We start from the raw sequence: 20,398 nt of genomic DNA, 5'->3' as shown, positions 1-20,398 counted from the left end.
TGCTCGCTAAGCAAAACCGGCCATAATCAACCGCGGTCCTCACCGGAGGCATACGATCAAGGCGTTCCTTGCCGAAGCATTCAAGCACGGCAAGGCAATTGGCGCTGTCGCCGCCGCCGAGCCTGTCATCAAGGCTGCTCATTTGCCGGGCGCTGGAGCGAAAGGGGCCGAGGCCCTCGGGGTTATGATCGGGGACGAACTTGGAGCCAAGTCCATCGCCGCATTGAAGTTGCCTCGGTTCCGAAATCGCGACGTGAACGCGGTCGCGGCTTGATCGAAACGCGGCGCGAGACCCGATAGCAGGGCCGCTGCGACCCAAAGTTGCCGTGCATTGGGGTCGCGACCGTACCAGCCGGATACTGTCGCGGATGTTGCGTCGCAGCCGACAGTGAAGCGAAGGACAGCGCCTGGACCTCATATTTCCAGGCGCTGTCGGACTGACGGTCGAGAGCTGATGCGCTGAGGTTATGCCGCGTTACCGTTCTAAGGCGGCTCAACCAGCGAACCTCGCTACACGCTAGCCATGTGGCTTGAACACCACCTTGGTGCAGTGGTCGGTCTTGTCTCGGAATTTTTCGTACAGGGCCGGGCCGTCCTCAAGCGAGCTTGAGCGGTGGCTAATGATGAACGACGGATCGATCTCGCCCTTCTCGATGCGTTCCAACAAGGGCTTCATGTACTTGATCATGTGGGTCTGGCCGGTGCGCAGGGTCAGTCCCTTGTTCATGAGCAGGCCGAGGGCAACGGGACCAACCGGCCCGGCGTAGACTCCTGGCATGGATACGGTTCCGCCGGGGCGACACGCGAGAACCGCCTGATTGAAAGCAAACGGCCTTTCCATGCTTACTGTAGCTGCCATGACGGCGGAGCTGACCTTCTGGGCCAAGGTATCGGCGCCATGGGCTTCCATGCCGACCGCCTCGATGACGGCATCTGGGCCCAGCCCACGCGTCATCTCCATGATGGTGTCCTGGACGTTTTGGGTTCCGAAGTCGATGGTTTCGGCGCCAGCCTCCCGTGCCAGCGCGAGCCTCTCCGGCACAGTATCAATGGAGATGACCCGTTCGGCTCCGAGAAGGAAACAGGACTTCACGGCAAGGATGCCGACCGGCCCGCAACCCCAGATCGCGACGGTCTGTCCAGGCTTGATGTCGCAGTTCTCGGCCGCCTGGTAGGCGGTCGGGAAGATGTCGCTGAGAAACAGCACCTGCTCGTCCGTGAGCCCCTCTGGAACGACAATCGGGCCAACGTCCGCATAGGGGACGCGGAGATACTCCGCTTGTCCGCCCGGGATGCCACCCGTGATGTGCGAGAAGCCGAACAAGCCGGCAAGCGGATATCCGAACGTCTCGGCCTGCAGCTTCCCATTTGGGTTGGTGCGCTCGCAGCAGCTCCAATTGCCCCACTTGCACTGGCGACACTCGCCGCAGCAGATCGTGAACGGAACGACGATGCGGTCGCCCACCTTCAGCTTGCTGATGCCGCTGCCAGTCTCGATGACCTCGCCCATGGTTTCGTGCCCGAGCACGTCGCCATGTTCCATGGTGGGCATGAAGCCGCCCATCAGGTGAAGGTCGGAGCCACAGATCGCACAGGCCGTCACCTTGATGATGACGTCACCGGCGTCCTGGATCTTCGGATCCGGAACCGTTTCGCATGTGATCTTGCCCTTGCCTTGCCACGTGAGCGCTTTCATGGGGATCCTCGCCGTTGGGGTTGACTGCTCTACGTGGGCAGCCGAGCAAGGTTCCTTCGGTGTCGCGCGATCCTGCGGCTTTGTGGCAACGCAACAGACGTCCCTCGTCGCTGGGGCAATCGCAAATCGGTTGGCCAGCGACGTTGATTTCGACAGGAACCGACGCGGCAGGCGGCGGCGGCAATGGGCAGCACACAAGTCGGGGGAAGTGCCTCGCCAGGGTAGGTCGGCGACCGCTTCCATGCGATATCGTCCTGGAGCCGCATGCGTCCTGCAGACGCCCGCTCTGCAATGGCTCAACGCTCCGGGAGTGTTCATGACCGAAGATGCCATCGCGGACGATCAGGCGGGTTCGCACAAGGCACCGCTGCTGGCCGCCTTCGGTGCCCTGGGCGTCGTCTACGGCGACATCGGGACCAGTCACCACCCAGATTATCTTCGCGCTGCACTACGCCCATGAATACTACGCGCCGGACAAAGCCACCCCCGAGGAGGACGACGTCATCGGCGGTCTCGCCTTTCCAGGCGGGGAGGAGCCCGACAACTGGGACTTCGTCCACTTCGCCATCGTGATCGGCGTCGCGTCCCAGACCGCTGACATCGCGTTCACGGCCAAGCGGCTTCGTCGCATCGGAACCGTGCACAGCGTCATCTCCTTCGCGTTCAACACCGCCGTCCTGGCCCTCACGATCAATCTCTTGGCTGGCCTCTTCTAGTCGCGACGATGGCTGCCGCGAACCGACCGCAAACGGGCAAATGGAGCCTCACGTGGGCGATCCAGACATCCCGTGCCGACGAGACGCCATTAAGCCGCCCAGGCCAAGGTCGGCGTCCTGATACGCGAGGCCAGCTGACGGGTACACGGCATGCCGACGTGCATCGCGTGTGTTAGGTTTTCGCGGATCAACGCACGCGGGGGCGAGGGCGATGAACAGCAGGAGACGCGGCCGTGCCGTGGTGAAGGAGGCCGTCCACTGTACGGGGCCGGGGTTCGACGTCATGCTGCCAGCTGGCAACTACCCGGACCTGATCGAGACGCGACACACCCCGGTCAAGGGTGGGCTTAGGTCCGAACACGTGAGAGTATTGGTGGAGGTTGCGCCACCTGCCAGTCCGGAACGCGGCCACGTGCAGGGCATGGCTCCGGACGTCGTATCGGTCGACCTCAAGGTGCACTGCGTCACGGGCAGTGTCATGGTCCTGCCGCGCTGATTCTTCGCTGCCGAGCCACTTCCGGTGACTTCACGTCAACACTTGGACGTCCGGTCGTCACCGATCAGCCCGTGCTCGATCGCGTAGCCCCTCGCCGCCGCGAAGGCGGACCAGACGAAAAGATCGGCTTTCTCGGGCGGAAGCTCCGGGGTGCCTTCCACCATATCTGCACGAAGCGTACGGCTTTGGCTTCGGAGATCGTCCAGGTTGAAGACCACCCAATGGCCCGCCGGATCCTCGACCTGAAAGCCGCCGCCATGGAGTGCCTTGATCTTCAGGCTGATGAGCATTCACCCCTCGGATCGACGTTCGGCAAACCATCTTGCCTGTGGCAATTTGTCACCGTACTGACGCTTGTAGCACCATGGACAACCAAAACGACGTTTGGGCCCTCGTGGTCGACGACAACGCCCTCATCAGGATGGACGCGGTCGACATTGTCGAGCAAGCTGGTTTCCGGGTACTCGACGCCGCCAACGTCGATGAAGCGCTCGATCTCCTGCGGGAGCATCACGCTCGCTTGCAGCTCCTTTTCACCGACGTTCACATGCCGGGCGCCCACGATGGCTTCTACCTGGCTCGCGAGGTCTCACGGTGCTGGCCCCACATCGCCATCGTCGTGGCGTCGGGAGAGGCCACGCCCGGTCCGACCGACATGCCGGCTGACGCGACCTTCATCGGCAAGCCATTCAACGAAGCCGTGGTCCATCACACGCTTCGGCGCACGATGGCGACGGATCAGCAGCCGGGACGCCTACGAACGAATCCTGACGGTCTCGCATCTCGCTCCATGGTGGAGGGGCCAAGATCGGATACCTCCAGCGACCTTCGCCTTCGCGAGCCCGGACAGCCGGTCCGAGAGCGACAGCCGGGCGAAGTCGATCTCGCTCAGGACATGCGTGCCCCCCCCGCAGACGGCGACGCTCCTCGCGCGTGAGATCGAGCGTGGTGGGAACGACAACCGGGATCCCCGCGATCCGGGTGGGGCGCTCATGTGAAAGCCGCTCCCCGAACCTACGGGGCACAGGACCTCACAATGCTGCGACGAAGCCGACGACCGTGGCGTTCGAGACGTCAATGCGGAAGCTACGATGGAGAGGCCATGGGATTTCATCACCGCTGTCATTGAAGCGCGCGTAAACGTGAGGCGCGAGGCAGCGGCGTTGGCTTGGCAATCACAAAACTTCCAATCTGCGTGTTGGACGTTGCGCGCCTCGGACAAACCTATCCAGCACCAGCCGGCTTCAACGAAGCCCATGATCGAGCCCTGTCCTGCCTGCGGGCAGAAACCACCTGCCCAAGCACGTGGGACAGCTGCTCCGCTGAATAAGGCTTGTGCAGCAGGCTGAACCCTTGCGGTCCCCCTTGGGCGAGGACGTGGCTGTAGCCGCTCGTCAACACGACAGGAAGGCCGGGCGGCGTCGCTGGATTTCGTTGGCCAGATCGATGCCGTTCATGACGCCGGGCATCACCACGTCGGAGAAGACGGCGTCGAAATCGGGTTCCGCCGGCCCAAGTTCGACGAGAGCATCAGCGGCGTTGGTGGCCCACGCGCTTCGGTATCCAAGGTCCTCCATGATCTGCGTGACGAACTGGCCAATCTCCTCCGCGCTCGCGCCGATCATCTCGTCGGCAGACCAACCGAAGATCCGTTGCGCTCCGGTGTTCCAATCGTTGATCAGGCCGTCGTGGCCAGTCGCCACGATGGCGAAGTCGACGGCGCTTTCGAAAATGGCGCGGTATTGTCGATCACGGAGAACCGCATTGGGCAAGGTCGTGGAAGGCGTATCGTACATGCGCTTCCAGCCTACCGGCTTTCGCCAAGCTGCGCAGAGGGATACAGGCGCATCATCGTCGAATCCGGTGAACGAATGGCCTTTCACACGCCGGGAAGCGGCTGATCGTCGGAATTGCGAACGGACTCCGCAGACGAATGCGGCGGGGCGTCAACATCGTCGGAGGTGTGGCGAGCCTGATCAAGCATCAGCCTTGGCGAACAAACGCTGCACCTGCACAGCCTGCCATCTGCCGCTGCCCTTGGCAGTCGGGATGCCGCGGCTCGTCAGCGCCTTGGCAATTCCAGTCGACGAGACGATGCCGTCTTCACGCAGTTGAATCACGATACGAACCAGATCGGCCGTTCGCGCTACCGCTTGGGCCTTGCGGGTCTTCGCGGAGGCTCGACGGGCAGCATCGGTCGGGCCCTTACCAGTGACCATCGCATGCCGCCTTTCACTGATGCTGTCCGAGCACACGGTACTCACACCGTGGCTTGATTATCCCTTGCGCGTGCGTGGTCGGCTTAGCCGGGACACCGGCCACCGTGACGCGAAGGATCATTCAGATGATCGTCGGATGGCGTGAGCGAATTCGGGGCGCCTTCGCCTTGGCACTCGCCGAAGCGTGCTTGAAAGCTGTTCGGCCGAGTAGGGCTTGTGCAGCAGGTCGAAACCGTGGGGGCCCTCCTCGGCAAGGACATGGCTGTATCCGCTGGCAAGGACGATGGGCAGGTCGGGAAGGCGTCGCCTAAGCTGCTTGGCCAGCTCGATGCCGCCCATGCCGGGCATGACCACGTCGGAGAACACAACGTCGAAGTCGGCGCCATGCTCGCCGATCCTGTCCAGGGCTTCCTCCGCGTTCGCCGCCCAGGTCGTCTCGTACCCGAGGTCCTGGAGGACCTGCGTCGAGAAACGACCGACCTCGATGTTATCCTCAACCACCAAGACGCGGCGTCCGGCCCCGCCCGGCGATGGGACGTCGCTACCCCGATCCGCACGGGCTGGTGCCGCATCGCTCTCGACCTCTGGCAGGTACAGCGTGAAGGTGGTGCCTTCGCCGACCTCGCTCTCCACGTCAACGTCGCCTCCGGACTGCTTGGTGAAGCCGAAGACCTGGGACAGCCCCAGGCCGGTACCCTTGCCCACCCCCTTGGTCGTGAAGAAAGGCTCGAAGATGCGGGCGATCTTGTCCTCCTCGATGCCCGTGCCGGTGTCGGTGATGGAGACAGCCGCGAACGGCCCGGCCGCGCCGGCATGGCCCCTGATGGGCGGCATCGCGGCGCCGCAACGAAGGCGGATCGACAGGACGCCATCGCCGTCCATGGCGTCGCGCGCGTTCACCGCCATGTTGACCAGCGCCGTCTCGAACTGGCTGAGGTCGGCCTTCACGAAGCACGGCGTGTCAGGCAACTCCGTCACCACGCGGATGCGCGCACCCGTGATCGTGTCCAGCATCTCGCCGACGCCCTTGAGGCGTGCGCCCACGTCGAACACCTCCGGCTTGAGCGCCTGCCGCCGCGCGAAGGCCAGCAGCTGACCCGTCAGCTTGGCGGCCCGGTCGACCGTGTCGGACACGGCGTCGATGTAGCGCCGACGGCGATCGTCGCTCAGGTCGGGGCGGCGCAGGAGATCCACCGATGAGCGGATGATGGTGAGCAGGTTGTTGAAGTCGTGGGCCACGCCGCCCGTGAGCTGCCCCACGGCCTCCATCTTCTGCGATTGCCGCATCGCTTCCTCGGCGACCAACAGCTCGCGACTACGCTCTTCGACCCGGCTCTCCAGGGTGGTGTTCAGAAGGCGCAGCGCCCGGTCGTTGGCGAGGCGTTCAGTCTCGTCCCGCGCGATCTTCAGGAAGCCGATCTCACGGCCTGTGACGTCGCGAAGGGGGCGCACCACCCCGTTCAGGAATACGCGGCCGCCGTCCTTGCGCTGGTGCCAGCGCACGTCGGGTGCGCCCCCCACTTGTCGGGCCCCTTCGATTTCCTTGCCCGGCTGTCCGGCTTCCCGATCTTCAGGCGTGAAGAGGATTTCAAAGGGCTGGCCGACGATCTCGTCGCGATCGAACCCGAAGATGGCCGCCGCTCCCGCCGACCAGCTCGTCACGGTATGGTCCGCATCGACGGTCAGGATCGCGTAGTCGGTGGCTGCCTCGACAATGACGCGGAGCCGTTGTTCGCGTTCGCGCAGATCGTCAACCGCCGCCTTGGTCTCGGTGACGTCATTGCCCTCGACGAAGATGCCCGACACCGTTCCGTCCCGCCCAAGGATGGGCTGGTAGACGAAGTCCACGAAGCGACGCTGCTTCGGCGAGCCTGGTTCATGTTCAATCCAGATCTCGACCTCTCGCCCGACATACGGTTCGCCTGTCGCGTGGACGCTGTCGAGCAGGTCGAAGAACATCTGGTCGTCGAGATCGCCCAGCGCCTGTCGCACGGTGAGGCCGACCACCTGTCGCCCGCCGATGAGGCGAACATAGGCGCAGTTGGTCAGTTCGAACCGGTGATCGGGCCCGCGCAGGATGGCCATGAAGCCCGGCGCCTGGACGAACAGGTCACGCAGCCGGTCGCTCTCGGCCTTCAGCGTCAGGTTCTCCTCGGCGACCGTCCTCGCCCTGGCGAAGATGCCGCCCTGGGCGTCTGCCAATCGCGACGTGCCGTCGACATGGGACGCGGCCTCGCGCAGCAGGTTCAGTTCCGTGACGTCGATGGGGTGCTGCAACACCACCGCGACGTCGCCTTGGGGATCGAGAACGGGCGTGTGGGTGATGCTCCAGTAGCGCTCCTCGAAGCCGCCACCCTCCGCCTCGGGACGGGGCACGTCGAAGCGCAGCAGGGCCATGGTGTCGGGCCGCTTCGTGCGGATCACCCGCTCGAAGGACGCGATGGCCTGTTCCAGGGTGTCGGAATCGGTCGGGAAAGCGTCCCAGGCACAGCGGCCGACGATGTCGGCCAAGTCGCGCTTGGTGGACTCCAGGTAGGCGCGATTGGCGCCCACGATGTTCAGGCCTCGATCAAGCGCGAGGTAGGGGTTGGGCGAAGCGTCGAACAGGGCGTGGAAGACCAGGGCAGCGTTCGACAAGGTCAACCTCCTCCCAAGAGCCGATGCCTGCGTCCCGTGTCCATTCTATTCGCAACACGACCGGACCTCACGGCTCGGCCAGTATGGTGCGCGGCATGCGAACCGTGAAGGTGGTGCCCATCAATCCCGAAGCCGTCGCCACTGTGCCGCCCAGCTGCCGCACGAAGGCCTCGACGAAGCGCGAGCCCAATCCCGATGAGGGATTGATGCCCGAGGCCGTCAGGCCAGCACCGTCGTCGCTGTCCGTGAGGACGGCATCGCCGTCGCGCTGTCCGAATCCCAGGGTGATCCGACCTGCGGCCGAGGCGAAGGCGTACTTCACCGCGTTCGTGGCGAGTTCGTTCACGATCAGCCCCAGGGTCACCGCATGGTCCGCCCCGATCGTCAGAGGCTGGGCGTCCACCACGACGTCGATCCGCGAACCCTCCCCCAACAGGCTGGCCCGCAGGTTGCCCGCGATCCCGTTGAGGTAAGGCTCCACCGGGACGGGCCCCAGGGTCGCCGACCGCGAGATCACGTCATACAGCTGGGCGACGGCGCCGATGCGTGCCTGCATGGCGCGGTAGCCCGCCACGCAGGGTTCCGCCGCGCGGCGGATCTCGAAGGACACGAAGGCGGTGATCACCGTCAGGCTGTTCTTGATGCGGTGTGCCAGCTCGGCGGCCAGCAGGTCGCGATGACGTTCGAGCAAACGCGCCTCGGTCACGTCCTCGAACGCGACGAGGAGCCGCGTCACGTGATTGCCGGGCCGGAACACCTTGCGGGCATTGAGCCGAAAAATACGGCTTCCCAGGTGGGGAAAATCGTCCTCGATCTCGAATCCGTCGAACGAGGCCTCGTCGGGCACCACGCGGGCCAGCAACTCCTGCAACTGTCCGACCTGCCACTGCCCTTATCTCCCCCAACGGATTTCTACCAGAGACTACCATATTAACCCCTTTCGATGGGCTAAACCTGTTCGCTCTGCCCTTTTGAGCCGATGATGAGAAGCATTTTACCCCCGGTCTACCATCTACCAACATGGCTTTGTTGGGTCATCGCTGGATCCTGTGCTTAGGCAGGCAGCTCGGTGGCAGTGCTGATGCAACGAGCAAATCAGGATGCTTCACGTCGCAAGCGAGAGGACGCAAGGCGAAGAGCGGAATGGTTTGCACCGAAGGGATCTGGTGATGACTTCACGGTCGCCATTCCATCGAAAGTTGGCGTCCTCCTGCTGGATCTTCCTGGCCGTTACGTTGGCGAACACCCCCGGATGGGCAAAAGCGATGTTGGCCGCCAACGTGGTCTCGTTGAAGGTCCACACGCCACATGGCGGATTCAACCGCCTGACCGTGAGCGTCACGCTTTGCGAACCGGGGACGGAGCGCTGCGCGACCATCGACGACGTCATGGTGGACACGGGATCCACGGGCCTGCGCCTGGAGGCCTCTGCCGTCCCGTCATCCCTGGATCTGCCGGCAGTCACAGGAGCCGACCGGAAGCCGCTCGCCGAATGCCTGCGCTTCGTCCATGACAACGCCTGGGGACCGCTGCACCGAGCCGACGTCCGGATCGGCGGCCTGACGGCGAAGGATCTGCCTGTCCAGGTCATCGCCGACGATCTCGGACTATGGCCTGCCGGTTGCCCGACCTCGACCGTGAAGCCCACATCGAACGGCACGCTCGGGATCGGGCCGCACCTTTTCGATTGCCAGGGTTCCTGCACCCAACGCGAGGACAGTCCCGGCGTGTTCGCCTTGGACGGCGGTGCTTGGTTGCCGCTTCTCGGCTCCGTCCCAGTAGCAGCCCGCCTGCCGAACCCCGTCTCGCGCTTTCCGCGACACGGGAACGGCGTGGTTTTCGACCTGCCGATCTCTCCGGCCGATGGCGCCGACGAGATCCGGGGAATGCTGACGTTCGGGGTGGGAACGGCGGAGAACAACCAACCCGGCAGCCACGTGGTCCACCTCGACGCCAACGGCCTCCTCACGACGCGCTACGGCGGCGTCGACTACCCGGCGAGCTACATCGACAGTGGCACCGAAACGAACATCATCGCCGACGAGGCTCTCCCGCGATGCGCCGGAATGACGTGGGCCTTCTGCGTCTCGCCCGCACAAGCGTTGACCGCCACGATGGTCGGCACGGACGGCGCGGAGGTCCAGGCGCCGTTCAGGATCGGTGACTATCGCGGCGCTCTGGATCGGCATGTCGGCGCATGGGACGCGTTTGCCGAGGCCGCCCCTCCATCCACCCGATCCTTCGTATGGGGAGCGCCGTTCTTACTCGGTCGCCGGGTCGCACTCGTGTTCGACGGCATGGCAGCCGGCGGCATCGAAGGGCCTTCTTACGTGTTGCCCTGAGCAGGAAATAACGTCCCTACCCAACTATCTCGTGCATCATGTGGGTGAAATCCTTGGCGCTCACATGTGCCGCTGGATTGAACCCCAGTCAGGTCACCCGGCGCGGATGCGGTCTGCGTGTACCTGCGAAAGCGACGCTGCGGGGACAGCCATCATGGGCCCGGAGATGCTCGAAGTGGGCGCGCTGGTCGGTGGTGCCCAGCCTGTGCGCTCGCACCTGCCCGTGGCATCCGGGGCAGCGCTTTAGTCGTTCCGGATGCATGGCGAGTGCCTGGACAATGCCGATAGTCACCCACTCGCCATGGGCCTTGATCTCGCAAGTGTCGCCGCTTTCCTCGATCACCTGGAGTTCTCTTCATGGTGGCGCTTGATCGCCTGAACCTCTTCGGCGTTCATGGGCGTCCCATCGGGCTTCAGCGGACGGATGTCGTCCATGCTCGACCATCCGAAGCGCTCGACAGGATCTCCGACGTCGCTCATCAGGGCCTCGTCGTGCGGCAGGCTCAAGGCTGACCTGGCCGCCCTGATGATCGCGTTCCGCTGCGACCCCTTGTTCATGTATCCAGCGGCGTTGACGTACGGCGCGAATAGCGTGCCCGGGTAGGTCCGCCCCCGCGTCAGGCCCCAGGCCCTCGACTTACGGAGGCAGACCACGACGCGCTCCCCGCGCTCGGCCTCGGGGAACAGCACGGACTGTGCCCAACCGATGGCTGCCCGTGAAGATGGCAGCGCCATTAGGGCATGGGCGTCGTTGAACGTCAGCGAGTGGTAGGCCCCGATGTTCAGGAATGCCTACCTTGTCGCACAGTTCCTCGGGCGTCCGGCTGAACGCCTTCAAGCGCGAGGTCCACCACTTCCAGCCGCCGAGGTGGTCAACCTTGGAGTCGAGCGGCTCGATGCCCCGGTGGCGTCGGGCCATGATCTCGTGGGATGAGGGTCGCTCGGCATATTCAACGTCCGCCGGATCGAACCCCGGCGACAGGAACAGCAGGACGAGCCGGGCTGTCTTGAGAGGGCCCCATACATTGCAAGGAAGGCATCGCAGGTCGAAGCCCATCTCGCCTGCCCTATCGAAGACGGGAGCGTCGTGGGGATGCCGTCGCGCGTCAGCAGGGCATTCGGCCCAGAAGTCAAAGATGTCCATCCGAACGGAGCTTCCGGCACCTGGTAGGTGGCGTCAATCGACGTGACACAAGGCATCCAGGTACGCGCTTCCCAAGTCCTACCCGGGAGCGCTTTCGTTCACTTACTTGATAACTATTTCTTCGCACCTTCGCGCCTTGGCCCGCTCCGCCGTGGCAATACGGTCCGAGTTGCGCTTCCGCCTGGCAGGAGTGTCGGGAAGCGGTCCGGTAGGCGGCTGAACCTCGTAGCGAGGCAGCTTGCAGACCTCCTTGTACCTCTTTCCGATCGGGATCTTTCCGTACTTCCTGCCAACCGTCTTGGTCGCACGGCCAGCCAAGGCGGCCGTTGCTCTCGCGATGGTACCATTCGAGGTCGGCCCTAGCCTCCGCGTCGAATGGCTTTGACCTGAGCCAGGGTTGCTTGATGATCCCCACGTTCCGCCGCTTTGGTTGTCAACGATTTTTGGATATTATTAACCACCAAGGTTACTGGCCCCTGTTTCGGGTGCCAATGGCTAAGATGAGTCCGCTTGCGGAAAGCGTCAAGCATTCGTTTCGGCCATTGCTTAACGCCAATCTCGACAAACTTTCTTGTCAAGATTAGCCGCGTGCGACGACAAAGGAACGTCGGGGACTTTGTCCATAATGCCCTCTGCCTTGATCGTCGTCATCCCTAGATGGATGACTGACACGATCCTTGCCCTTGACCTCGCGCGGGTCGCAGGCGCCGCCTGGGAGATCCCGGCCGGCGGCTACGAGACGCGCGCCTTCGCACTCGGGAAGCCCGGCAAGGTGGACGATTATTTCGTCCAGTTGGATCGCGTGGTGACCGACCTCGTATTCGAGTCCGGCTGCAAGACCGTCAGCATCGAGGCCGACACAGGCCGGGGCAAGGGCAGCGTCACGCTGCGGGGCTACCACGCCGTCGCGGCTGCGGCCGCCCGTCGGCTCGGCTGCGACGTGGTGCGCAACATCAACAGCAGCGCCGCACGCAAGCTCGCGCTCGGCTACGGCGGCGGCTCCAAGGAGGACGCCATCCGGACCGCGACCGCCCTCTACAATCTCCCGACCGGCCTGGGCGAGGACGAGGTCGGCGCCGTGACGGCTCCGGCACTCCGGGCACATGAGCCGCTCCTCAAGCTGACTGAGCGGGAATTCCGACCCCCTGGTCCACACCCGGGGTCGGCAGGTCCAGGTGGTAGGCGCAGCGGCACTCGCGGATTGACTTCATCCCGTCGCGGCGGCCGAAGGCGCACCTGACTACCAGCTTCAGACCCGCCCGCCATGCCTGTCCCAAGGTCTCGATCATGAGCACAAAAAGGGAACATGAAGAACGGGAGTCAAGACATCGAAAATCAAGCGAACGGGGCTTCGCTTGGTTTTCCACTCATCGATCAGGCTGCTCGGCGCTGCCAGCCGTTGCCGACGCGGGGCCATGAGGGCGCCTGATCCGGGATCGAGTCCACTTCGTCGGGCGCCGACCGCAGCACGGACAGGGTCGGCCGCATGATCGCCAGGACCTCCTCACGGTCGAGGTACCGGTCACGTTCCAGGGCGGCTGCCACGGCCTCCACGTTGCGGCGGTGCATCCGGATCAGCGCGAGCGCCCGGTCGTGACAGCGGTTCACCAATGCCTTGACCCCGTCGTGCAGCGGCCCCCAGCCTTCGAGCGCCCGAACGTCGAGCGACAGCAGCCCGGTCGCCTCGCCGAACCCGAAATCCGCGTGGTAGGCGATGGCCGCCTTGGTCGCGGACTGGATGTCGAGCTTGGCTCCCGTGGTGACCTCGCCGATCACGATGGCCTCGGCGGCGCGACCGGCGAGGGTCATCACGATCTCGGTTTCCATCATGTCGGCGGTCGGGTTCGCGGCGCTCCGGATCGACGTGCGGGCACGGTCGGCATCGACGAAATCCATCTCGATGCCGAGCGCCACGGCCGCCACCGCGTGCCCCGCCTCGTGGACCGCCACCAGCCGCTCGGTGCGCGGGTCGACCTTGCCGCGCCGCTCCCGCACCACCCAGGCGACGTCGCCCGGCAGGACGCTGGATCGACCCAGGACCTTGCGGGCCCGCCGCCTGGCGTCCCGGCAGGCCTGCTCGACGTCGGCGGGGCTCATCCCCCGGCAGGCCTTGGCGGCCAAGCGAAGCTGCTCCTGCATGCTGGAAGTGTCGGAGCCAAGGTGGTGGGCGACGATGCCCGCAAGGTCGTCCACGGTCGGCATCGGGATGGCGATCTCGCGGTCGAGGCGGCCTGGCCGCTTCAGCGCCGGGTCGATGCGCTCGGGGAAATTCGACGCCGCGATGACGACGATGCCGTCACGGGGCGTGGCCCCGTCCAGGGCTTCCAGGAACGCGTTGTTGACCGAATTGAAGTAGGACGAGTTGTGGTCGGGCTTGAAGTCGCGGCCCGGAACGGAGTCCATCTCGTCAAGGAAGACGATGCAGGGCACGTTCTTGCGGGCGTCGTCGAAGAGCTTCTTCAAGCCCTTCTCGATGTTGTACCCGCTGCTGCTGCCCCCGCAGATGGCCGAGAAGCTGCTCGCGTGGAACGGCACCCCGGCCTCGGCCGCGAGCGCCCTGGCGAACCTGGTCTTCCCCACGCCGGGAGGCCCGGACAGCAGCACGCCCCGGTCGCAGTCGGCCCACGCGAGTTCGCCCTGGCGGTATGCCCGCAGGTCGGCCGCGACCTCCAGTCCCCAGGCCTTCGCCTTGCCGAAGCCGGACAGCCTGGAGAGCGGGGTATCGCGCTCGTGGACGGGCTCGCCGGAACGGGCCTTGTCGAACGCGGCGCGCTCCGCCGCAGCCGCCTCGGCAGCCTTGACCGCAAGCTTGTCCTCGTCTGCCTTGATCTCGCGGGCGCGTTGGTCGCGCAGGTCGACGATGACGTCCATGGCCCGGTCGCAAAGGTCACGCGGCCCGAGCGCGGAGCGCAGGTCCGAGAGCCTCACGTCGCGCAGGTTCGATCGGCGCATCGGCCGCTGCCCGGTGACGAGCTGCACCACGTCGTACACGACGCCATCCGCATCGATCGGGTCCAAGCGCGCTGTTTTGCTCGCCCACAGCCGGTATGCCTCGTGCGCGTTGTCCGGGGAGCGCACGATCATGAGGACGCCGCAGCCACGCTCGCCCGCCACGCCCATCCAGTCCCCGACGTCGAACAGGTCGCCCTCGTCGGCGCAGACAAGTCGCTTGCCCTTCTCGACCTCCGCGACCTCAAGGTGCGTGGCCGGCGCGTACTGGTCCCGCCAGACCCTGTAGGCGAGCAGCCGAACGGCGTCCCGCACGTCGTCCCCCTCGGCATACACGATGACACGGCCGACCTCGACGTCGGCGGGCGTCACCCCGGCGCGGTCGAGCAGCACGGCGGCTGCGGCCTCGGACGCGAGGGGACGCATGCCGTCTGCCATGGCGGAATGAACGGCAAGCAATGTGGCGGCGAAGGTCATGTCGGTCTCCTGGGGATGCCGCAATCCATGGCAGGACTTCCACGAGATACCGTTAATCGGAACGTCGAATTTCGGGTCTACTTGCGAAACACCCTCCATTTAGGGCGTTTTTGGGGTTTCGGGGCAAATCGCCCTATATACAGGGCGTTTTCGTTCACGCGATTACTTGGTCAGTTTAACCAGGCGTTGAATCCTCTCGTGGTATCAGGGGTCATTCCCGAAACAGCGAAACCGAGGAGGCCCCCAGTGGCCCGGTTCTGGATTCTGAGCGACCTGCATCAGGAGTACCGCGACAACGCGTTCGACCTCGTGCGCCCGGCAGAGCCGTTCGATGCCGTGATCGCGGCCGGCGACGTTTGCGGCCCGGCGCCGGACGCCATCGCCTGGCTGCGGCGGCAACTGCCGCATGACCGCATTGTCTACGTGCCCGGCAATCACGATTACTGGCAGCCTCCCGAGACGGCCGAGCGGCTGACCATGGACCGGATCCTGTCCGAGGCTCGCGACGCGGCTGCGGTGACGGGCGTCGACCTGCTGTCCGACGACGCGGTCGAGATCGCGGGGGCTCGGGTGCTGGGCGCGACGCTGTGGACCGACTATAGGATCAACGCCGGGACCGGTGGCGGGACCGCGCACTGGATGCGGGTCGCCCAGAACGGCATGAACGACTACGGCCGCATGCGGAGGCCTTCGTCCTCGCGCCCGACGAAGCCCATCAGGCCGACCGACCTGCTGTTCCGGCATCGGGCCAGCATGGAGTTCCTGGACACGGAAATGGCGACGGCCTTCGACGGGCCGACCGTGGTGGTCACGCACCATGCGCCGCACGCCAGGTCGCTGATGGTCCAGCACGACGACCTGAACCCCTGCTACGCCTCGGACCTTGAATGGCTCATGGTCAAGCACGCGCCCGCTTTGTGGGTGCACGGCCACGTGCACGTGCCGTCCGACTACGTGGTCGACCAGACGCGTGTGGTCTGCAACCCAAGGGGCTATTCAGGAGAGATCCAGCAGGGCCGCTGGAACCCTGCCGTGATCGTGGAGGTGTGACGGTGGTCGATGCGATTTGCGCGCTCGCTTACGACTACCTGCGGGCAGGCGATGCCGAGGGCATCGACGAGGACCAGTGGGCCTTCGACGCCCTCCTGGCTGCGGCCGACCAGCGTACCTGGCCCCTAAGGCCAAGCGCGATGCCGCACGCGGACGAAGGCAACGCGGCCGCCCGGAAGCGAGCCTTCAGGCATCTGCTGGCAGCGGCGCGTGACCGGGACGTCGCGCTGCCCGACAACGTGCACGACGTCCTGAAGTCGTGGGCCGAGAGGAATATCGCATGATGACCAGGACCGCCATCACCGCCCTGATGCTCACGGCCACCCCGGCCACGGCGGCCGAGACCTGGGCCAGGTCATACCCGCTGCGCCTCGGCTCCCACGTGCTGACCGTGGCGGGCACTTCGGGCAACCGGAACCTGATGCTCGATGGCAAGCGGGTAGCCGAAGCCGTGTCGTTCCCCCTCGACCAGAGCATGACGGTCGACGGGGTGCCGACCGCCGTCATCTGGGCCGACCGGGGCGGCGCCTCCTGCTACGACGGCGCCATGCTGCTGTTCGCCGCCCCAGCCGGCAAGCCAGTCGTCCAGGGATCGGTCGAGGTGACGAGTTGTCAGGCAAAGTTGCACGTCGGCGTGGCGAATGGCGAGGTGGTGATCGTCGATCCGCCGGTGGCCGCCAAGCCGCAGGACGCCACCCCGGCGGTCGCGCGCTCTGACGGCGCCGTCTGGCTGTTCGACGCCAAACACGGGGCGGTGCAGGTAATGCCCGTGGTCGAGCCCGACAATCCGGAGGACGGCCGCTAGGGTTTCGGGAGACGGTCGTCCGGCAAGTGATCGTCGGGGGCCGACATGATCATGTCCATCTCCTCATCGGAGAGTGTCGTGACCAGACCCTCTGGCACGCAGCATCCGTGCGGCCGCTTGCGGGTCGGCTCCAGGCCTTCGAGGATCTCGGGGCGGAAGCTTCGGTATCCATCGTCCATGGCCGCACGATCGCGCCGGAGCGGATCGGGATCAAGGGGTGCGAAGCAATGTTACAAATCGATGGTGGAACGGCGACTTTGCCATCGATTTGTAACACGAAACGATCCGCTCCCCTCTGAGGCCACGGCGGCATAGTGGTCACGGTGACCCGATCTAAGTCCGGATTTAAGTCCAAGGACCGTGTGGCTGGGATTGGCCTTCGGAAAAACTCTGTTTATTTAGCGAGTTAGGTGGTGCCGCAAGAGGGATTCGAACCCCCGACCCCCTCATTACGAATGAGGTGCTCTACCAGCTGAGCTATTGCGGCATCACGGGGTGGTTCATAGCAGATCGCGGCTGGGTGGCAAGGGCTTGTATGGGGCTGCCAGGATGGGGGCTTGCGTGGGGTGGGCCTCGGGTGGGCGGGCGGCCCAGAGGCCGGCCAGCAACGAGCCCGACAGGTTGTGCCAGACCGAGAAGATGGCACCAGGCAGCGCCGCGAGGGGCGAGAAATATTTGAGGCCGAGCGCCGCCGCGAGACCGGAATTCTGCATGCCGACCTCGAGCGCCAGGGTGCGGCACACGCCTTCCGAGAAGCCGAACAGTCGCCCACCCCAATAGCCGCCCAGCAGCCCGGTGCCGTTATGCAGCACCACGGCCAGCAACACCAAGGGGCCGACCCGCGCGATGGCGCCCTGGGCATTGCCCACCACGGCGCCGATGATCAGCAGGATCGCCAGGATCGATAGGGTCGGCAGCGCCGGCTCGAGCCGCGCCACGAGCCGATGCGCCACACGATTGACGATCAGGCCCAGCGCCACCGGCAGCGCCACGACCTCGACGATGCCGGTCAACAAACCCCACGGTGTCGACCGCCACATCGGCCGAAACATAGAAGCGGGTGAGAAACGGCGTCGCCATCACGCCCACCAGGGTGGAAAAGGCGCTGATGGTCACCGACAAGGCGACATCGCCGCCCGACAAGAACACCATCACGGTGGAAGCGGTACCGCTCGCGACACTGCCGACCAGGATCATCCCAGTGGCGAGATCGTCCGGCAGGGCCAGCAGCTTGGCGATCACATAAGCTGCGAGCGGCATGATGAGGTAGTGCAGGCCGAGCCCGGCCAGCACCGGGCCGGGCTGTAGCGCCACACGCCGGAAATCGGCGGGGCTGAGCGACACCCCCATGGCGAACATGATGAAGCCGAGCAGCAGCGACACATAGGGCAGCACACCATGGAAGGTGGCCGGCAGAAAGAACGCCAAGGCCGCCACCAGCAGCGTCCAAACGGGGAACAGGCGAACAAACACGGCCAAAACCCTGGTGCGGAACAATCAGGCGGCCCGCCAGCGGACCGATCGGCTTTGTCTTAAACGCAGCGGGACAGCCCTGTCATCCGGCACCGAAGGCCGGGGCCGCTTTCGAGGCGAGGGCGCCATGCGGCCGCGGGGGGTCGCCAGGCGCGCCGGAGCGGTGCATGACAGACACCATGCTGGCACCACGACTGCGACCCTGGCACGAGCGTGGCACCACCCGGCGGCCGGGGGCGCACCTCGACCGCCTGCCGGTCGGCATCGACCTTCGCGGCTTCAGCTTGGCCGAAGGGGTGCGGGCCGCCGTGGCGTCGGGGCTGCTGGTGCTGGTCAGCCTGTGGGTGCAGTCCTTTCCTTTGTTGCTGGCGGCTTTTGCGGCCAACCTGACCTGCTTCTGCGATGCCGGCGGTCCGCTGCAAGGCCGGGTGCGGGCGCTCCTGGCCTTCACGGTTCTGGGCGCCCTGACCTGGGTCGGGTTCGGGCTGTTGCGCAACCTGTCCTGGCCCGTGGTGGTGCCGGTGGCGGGGCTCGCGGTGTTCTTGTGCAGCATGGCGCGGGTGTGGGGCGCCGCCGCGCAGGCGATCGGCAACGTGCTGATCGTCACGGTTGCCTTGGCCATCGACGTCCCGTTGCGGGCCGATGCGGCGCCCCTGCTGTTGCTGAGCTTCCTTGGCGGCGGGTTTTGGGCCGTGCTCCTCACGTTGGCGATCTGGCGCGTTCAGCCGGACAGGCCTGCCGCGCGAGCCTTGGGCGAGGTTTGGGCCACTTTATCGGCCTTGGCGCACGATCTCCGCGTGCTGGCGCTCAGCCAGACCGATGAGGCCGGATGGGACGCCCACGCCCGCGCGCATCGACGGGCAAGCCGCATGATGCTGGAGGAGGCGCGCCAGCACGTGAGTGGCGCCGCGCGGGCCCGAGGGCCGTCATCGGCCTGGGTGCGACGGGCCGTGCTCGACCTCGAGACGGCCGAAACAATGTTCTCGGCCCTGATCGGCCTCGGCGATGTGCTCGAGGGTGGCTCGGCGCCCATCCGCCGATCGGGCGCCCGGGCGCTTCGGCTGCTCAGGCCGGTGTTCAGCCTTTGGTCCCGTGGCGCGCCCGTACGGCCCGATCGCATCGAAGCCGCGCTGCGGCAGGTGGCGGAGTGCGGGCGCGCCGCGCCGGCCCTGGCGCCCTCGCTGGCGTCCGTGTCGGACGCCTGCCGGGTCATGGTTCGCACCGCATTGCCGGATGACCGCCCGGCCCTGCCCCAGCCAGGGTCGCCGTCGGCCGCCACCCTGGTCATGGCACTGGTCGTGCAGCCCTTGCTGGAAAACCTGACCTGGCGCTCCGCCATCCTCCGCCATGCCGCACGAGCGACGGCGCTGACGCTGCCGGCGCTGGCCTGGTCGATGATCTGGTGGTCGCCCTACGGCCATTGGCTGACCATCACCGTGGCGCTGACGATGCAGCCCTACTTCGCCGCCACGTGGCAACGCGTGCTGGAACGGGTCGGCGGCACGCTGTTGGGCGGCCTCATCGGCGCTGCCGCGGCCTTTCTGCCGGACGGCGGCACCGTCAAGGCCGTGCTGCTGGTGCCGCTTTGCATCATCGGCTTCTCGGTGCGGCAGGTGAGCTACGGCGCCTATATCGCCTGCCTGACGCCGCTCGTGGTGGTGTTGTTCGACGTGGCCGAACCGGGCCATTCGGATGCCATGATCGCCGGCATGCGGTTCAGCTATACGGTGCTGGGGGGTGGCATCGCGCTGGCCGCTTCGCTCCTGTTGTGGCCGAGCTGGGATTCGCACCGACTGCGCCAGGACGTCGGCGGCACCCTGACCGCCTATGCGGCCCTGGCGGCCTCGGTCTTAGGGGATCTCGGTTCGCCCGCGGGGGGCAGCCAAGCGGCCGCACGCCGGGCCGCCGGGGTGGCCAGCAACAACCTCGAGGCGGCCCTGTCGCGCGCCATGCAGGAGCCGCGCCGGGTGCGGAACCACGAAATCGAGGCGGGCCTCGTGGTGGATGCCGCCTTGCGACGCTTCGGCGGCGCCCTGATGGCCCTGCAGCACGAGGCCCGCGGTGGGCTGACGCCCGGAACCAACCTGTTAGCCTGGCGGCGCTGGATCGAGGTGGCCCTTGTGGATCTCGCGTCGGGTCGCGCGGTCAATCACCCGGCCCCGGCGGCCTCTCCTGGAAGCGCGCTCGAGCGCATCCGCCGTGCCATCGGCGTGATCGACGCAGCCTGGACGGCCGCCGAGAACGCCCCGGGGCTGGCGGACGGAGGCCAAGCTCCGGCAGAGCCGGGATGAGTCCTTCGGACCATCCAAGCCCTGATGGCGAAGCGGGCCGCGCTGCCCGATCGGGGCCGTCGGCACAAGGTCGCACGCTTGGCGTCGCACCCGTGGCCATGCA

18 protein-coding genes, 1 tRNA gene and 3 pseudogenes are annotated in these 20,398 nt (G+C 65.9%); 10 read left to right on the top strand and 12 right to left on the bottom strand.

Annotated elements, in window-relative coordinates; translation table 11 throughout:
* Nucleotides 1–22 precede the first annotated feature (22 nt).
* Nucleotides 23–274 (top strand): hypothetical protein, encoded by a 252-nt coding sequence (locus P7D22_RS23520; RefSeq protein ID WP_442916089.1) that lies wholly within the window; start codon nucleotides 23–25, stop codon nucleotides 272–274.
* Between the two features lie 243 nt (nucleotides 275–517).
* On the opposite strand, the gene P7D22_RS14110 is transcribed toward P7D22_RS23520, so the two are convergent.
* Nucleotides 518–1,696, bottom strand: coding sequence for a zinc-dependent alcohol dehydrogenase (locus P7D22_RS14110; protein WP_319934884.1), 1,179 nt, complete (start codon nucleotides 1,694–1,696; stop codon nucleotides 518–520).
* 383 nt (nucleotides 1,697–2,079) lie between these two features.
* Between P7D22_RS14110 and P7D22_RS14105 the strand changes: the two genes are divergently transcribed.
* Both P7D22_RS14105 and P7D22_RS14100 read left to right on the top strand, forming a co-directional pair.
* On the top strand, nucleotides 2,080–2,412 hold the full coding sequence (locus P7D22_RS14105) for a DUF1345 domain-containing protein (protein WP_319934883.1): 333 nt from the start codon (nucleotides 2,080–2,082) through the stop codon (nucleotides 2,410–2,412).
* Nucleotides 2,413–2,623: 211 nt separating this feature from the next.
* Nucleotides 2,624–2,908, top strand: a complete 285-nt coding sequence (locus tag P7D22_RS14100; RefSeq protein ID WP_319934882.1) for a hypothetical protein — start codon at nucleotides 2,624–2,626, stop codon at nucleotides 2,906–2,908.
* A gap of 35 nt (nucleotides 2,909–2,943) precedes the next feature.
* Here the strand turns inward: P7D22_RS14100 and P7D22_RS14095 are convergent, their stop codons facing one another.
* On the bottom strand, nucleotides 2,944–3,198 hold the full coding sequence (locus P7D22_RS14095; protein ID WP_319934881.1) for a hypothetical protein: 255 nt from the start codon (nucleotides 3,196–3,198) through the stop codon (nucleotides 2,944–2,946).
* 104 nt (nucleotides 3,199–3,302) lie between these two features.
* Between P7D22_RS14095 and P7D22_RS14090 the strand changes: the two genes are divergently transcribed.
* A complete protein-coding gene (locus P7D22_RS14090; protein ID WP_319934880.1) occupies nucleotides 3,303–3,845 on the top strand; it encodes a response regulator in 543 nt (180 codons plus the stop codon).
* Nucleotides 3,846–4,132: 287 nt separating this feature from the next.
* On the opposite strand, the pseudogene P7D22_RS14085 reads toward P7D22_RS14090, so the two are convergent.
* From P7D22_RS14085 to P7D22_RS14070, 4 genes and pseudogenes are all read right to left on the bottom strand, one after another.
* Nucleotides 4,133–4,704, bottom strand: a pseudogene (locus P7D22_RS14085) (response regulator).
* A gap of 180 nt (nucleotides 4,705–4,884) precedes the next feature.
* A complete protein-coding gene (locus tag P7D22_RS14080) occupies nucleotides 4,885–5,127 on the bottom strand; it encodes a hypothetical protein (RefSeq protein ID WP_319934878.1) in 243 nt (80 codons plus the stop codon).
* Nucleotides 5,128–5,244: 117 nt separating this feature from the next.
* Nucleotides 5,245–7,764, bottom strand: coding sequence for a PAS domain-containing protein (locus tag P7D22_RS14075; protein ID WP_319934877.1), 2,520 nt, complete (start codon nucleotides 7,762–7,764; stop codon nucleotides 5,245–5,247).
* A gap of 67 nt (nucleotides 7,765–7,831) precedes the next feature.
* Complete coding sequence (locus P7D22_RS14070; protein WP_319934876.1) at nucleotides 7,832–8,635, bottom strand: sensor histidine kinase; 804 nt, start codon at nucleotides 8,633–8,635, stop codon at nucleotides 7,832–7,834.
* 364 nt (nucleotides 8,636–8,999) lie between these two features.
* Between P7D22_RS14070 and P7D22_RS14065 the strand changes: the two genes are divergently transcribed.
* Nucleotides 9,000–10,106, top strand: a complete 1,107-nt coding sequence (locus tag P7D22_RS14065) for a DUF3443 family protein (protein WP_319934875.1) — start codon at nucleotides 9,000–9,002, stop codon at nucleotides 10,104–10,106.
* 339 nt (nucleotides 10,107–10,445) lie between these two features.
* Here the strand turns inward: P7D22_RS14065 and P7D22_RS14060 are convergent, their stop codons facing one another.
* Entirely contained in the window at nucleotides 10,446–10,796 is a 351-nt protein-coding gene (locus P7D22_RS14060) for a hypothetical protein (RefSeq protein WP_319934874.1), read from the bottom strand.
* Nucleotides 10,797–11,911: 1,115 nt separating this feature from the next.
* On the opposite strand from P7D22_RS14060, the gene P7D22_RS14055 reads away from it, so the two are divergent.
* Nucleotides 11,912–12,490, top strand: coding sequence for a hypothetical protein (locus P7D22_RS14055; protein WP_319934873.1), 579 nt, complete (start codon nucleotides 11,912–11,914; stop codon nucleotides 12,488–12,490).
* Between the two features lie 134 nt (nucleotides 12,491–12,624).
* Here P7D22_RS14055 and P7D22_RS14050 read toward each other — a convergent pair whose 3' ends face one another.
* The gene (locus P7D22_RS14050) at nucleotides 12,625–14,676 is read right to left on the bottom strand and encodes an AAA family ATPase (RefSeq protein WP_319934872.1); all 2,052 of its coding nucleotides are present in this window, start codon (nucleotides 14,674–14,676) and stop codon (nucleotides 12,625–12,627) included.
* A 246-nt stretch (nucleotides 14,677–14,922) separates the two neighbouring features.
* Between P7D22_RS14050 and P7D22_RS14045 the strand changes: the two genes are divergently transcribed.
* Genes P7D22_RS14045 through P7D22_RS14035 form a run of 3 tightly spaced genes read left to right on the top strand, consistent with a single transcriptional unit; the run spans nucleotide 14,923 to nucleotide 16,531 of the window.
* Nucleotides 14,923–15,726, top strand: a complete 804-nt coding sequence (locus tag P7D22_RS14045) for a metallophosphoesterase (RefSeq protein WP_319934871.1) — start codon at nucleotides 14,923–14,925, stop codon at nucleotides 15,724–15,726.
* Nucleotides 15,723–16,010 carry a hypothetical protein gene (locus P7D22_RS14040; RefSeq protein WP_319934870.1) on the top strand — a complete coding sequence of 96 codons (288 nt, stop codon included), beginning with the start codon at nucleotides 15,723–15,725 and terminating at the stop codon, nucleotides 16,008–16,010. The genes P7D22_RS14045 and P7D22_RS14040 overlap by 4 nt, the downstream gene beginning before the upstream one ends.
* Nucleotides 16,007–16,531 carry a hypothetical protein gene (locus P7D22_RS14035; RefSeq protein ID WP_319934869.1) on the top strand — a complete coding sequence of 175 codons (525 nt, stop codon included), beginning with the start codon at nucleotides 16,007–16,009 and terminating at the stop codon, nucleotides 16,529–16,531. Before P7D22_RS14040 ends, P7D22_RS14035 begins: the two co-directional genes overlap by 4 nt.
* A gap of 411 nt (nucleotides 16,532–16,942) precedes the next feature.
* Here the strand turns inward: P7D22_RS14035 and P7D22_RS14030 are convergent.
* From P7D22_RS14030 to P7D22_RS23510, 4 genes and pseudogenes are all read right to left on the bottom strand, one after another.
* A tRNA-Thr gene (locus P7D22_RS14030) sits at nucleotides 16,943–17,018 on the bottom strand.
* A gap of 13 nt (nucleotides 17,019–17,031) precedes the next feature.
* Nucleotides 17,032–17,361 (bottom strand): bile acid:sodium symporter family protein, encoded by a 330-nt coding sequence (locus P7D22_RS14025; RefSeq protein ID WP_319934868.1) that lies wholly within the window; start codon nucleotides 17,359–17,361, stop codon nucleotides 17,032–17,034.
* 81 nt (nucleotides 17,362–17,442) lie between these two features.
* Nucleotides 17,443–17,571: pseudogene (locus P7D22_RS23515) on the bottom strand (hypothetical protein); the annotation flags it as partial.
* 43 nt (nucleotides 17,572–17,614) lie between these two features.
* Nucleotides 17,615–17,968: pseudogene (locus tag P7D22_RS23510) on the bottom strand (bile acid:sodium symporter family protein); the annotation flags it as partial.
* A gap of 203 nt (nucleotides 17,969–18,171) precedes the next feature.
* Between P7D22_RS23510 and P7D22_RS14015 the strand changes: the two are divergent.
* Entirely contained in the window at nucleotides 18,172–20,295 is a 2,124-nt protein-coding gene (locus P7D22_RS14015; protein WP_319934866.1) for an FUSC family protein, read from the top strand.
* Nucleotides 20,296–20,398 lie beyond the last annotated feature (103 nt).

The organism is Lichenihabitans sp. Uapishka_5 (assembly GCF_033947565.1).
Taxonomy (GTDB): domain Bacteria; phylum Pseudomonadota; class Alphaproteobacteria; order Rhizobiales; family Beijerinckiaceae; genus Lichenihabitans.
Note: the sequence above shows the minus strand (reverse complement) of the source record. Positions and strands in the feature narration are given on the sequence as shown.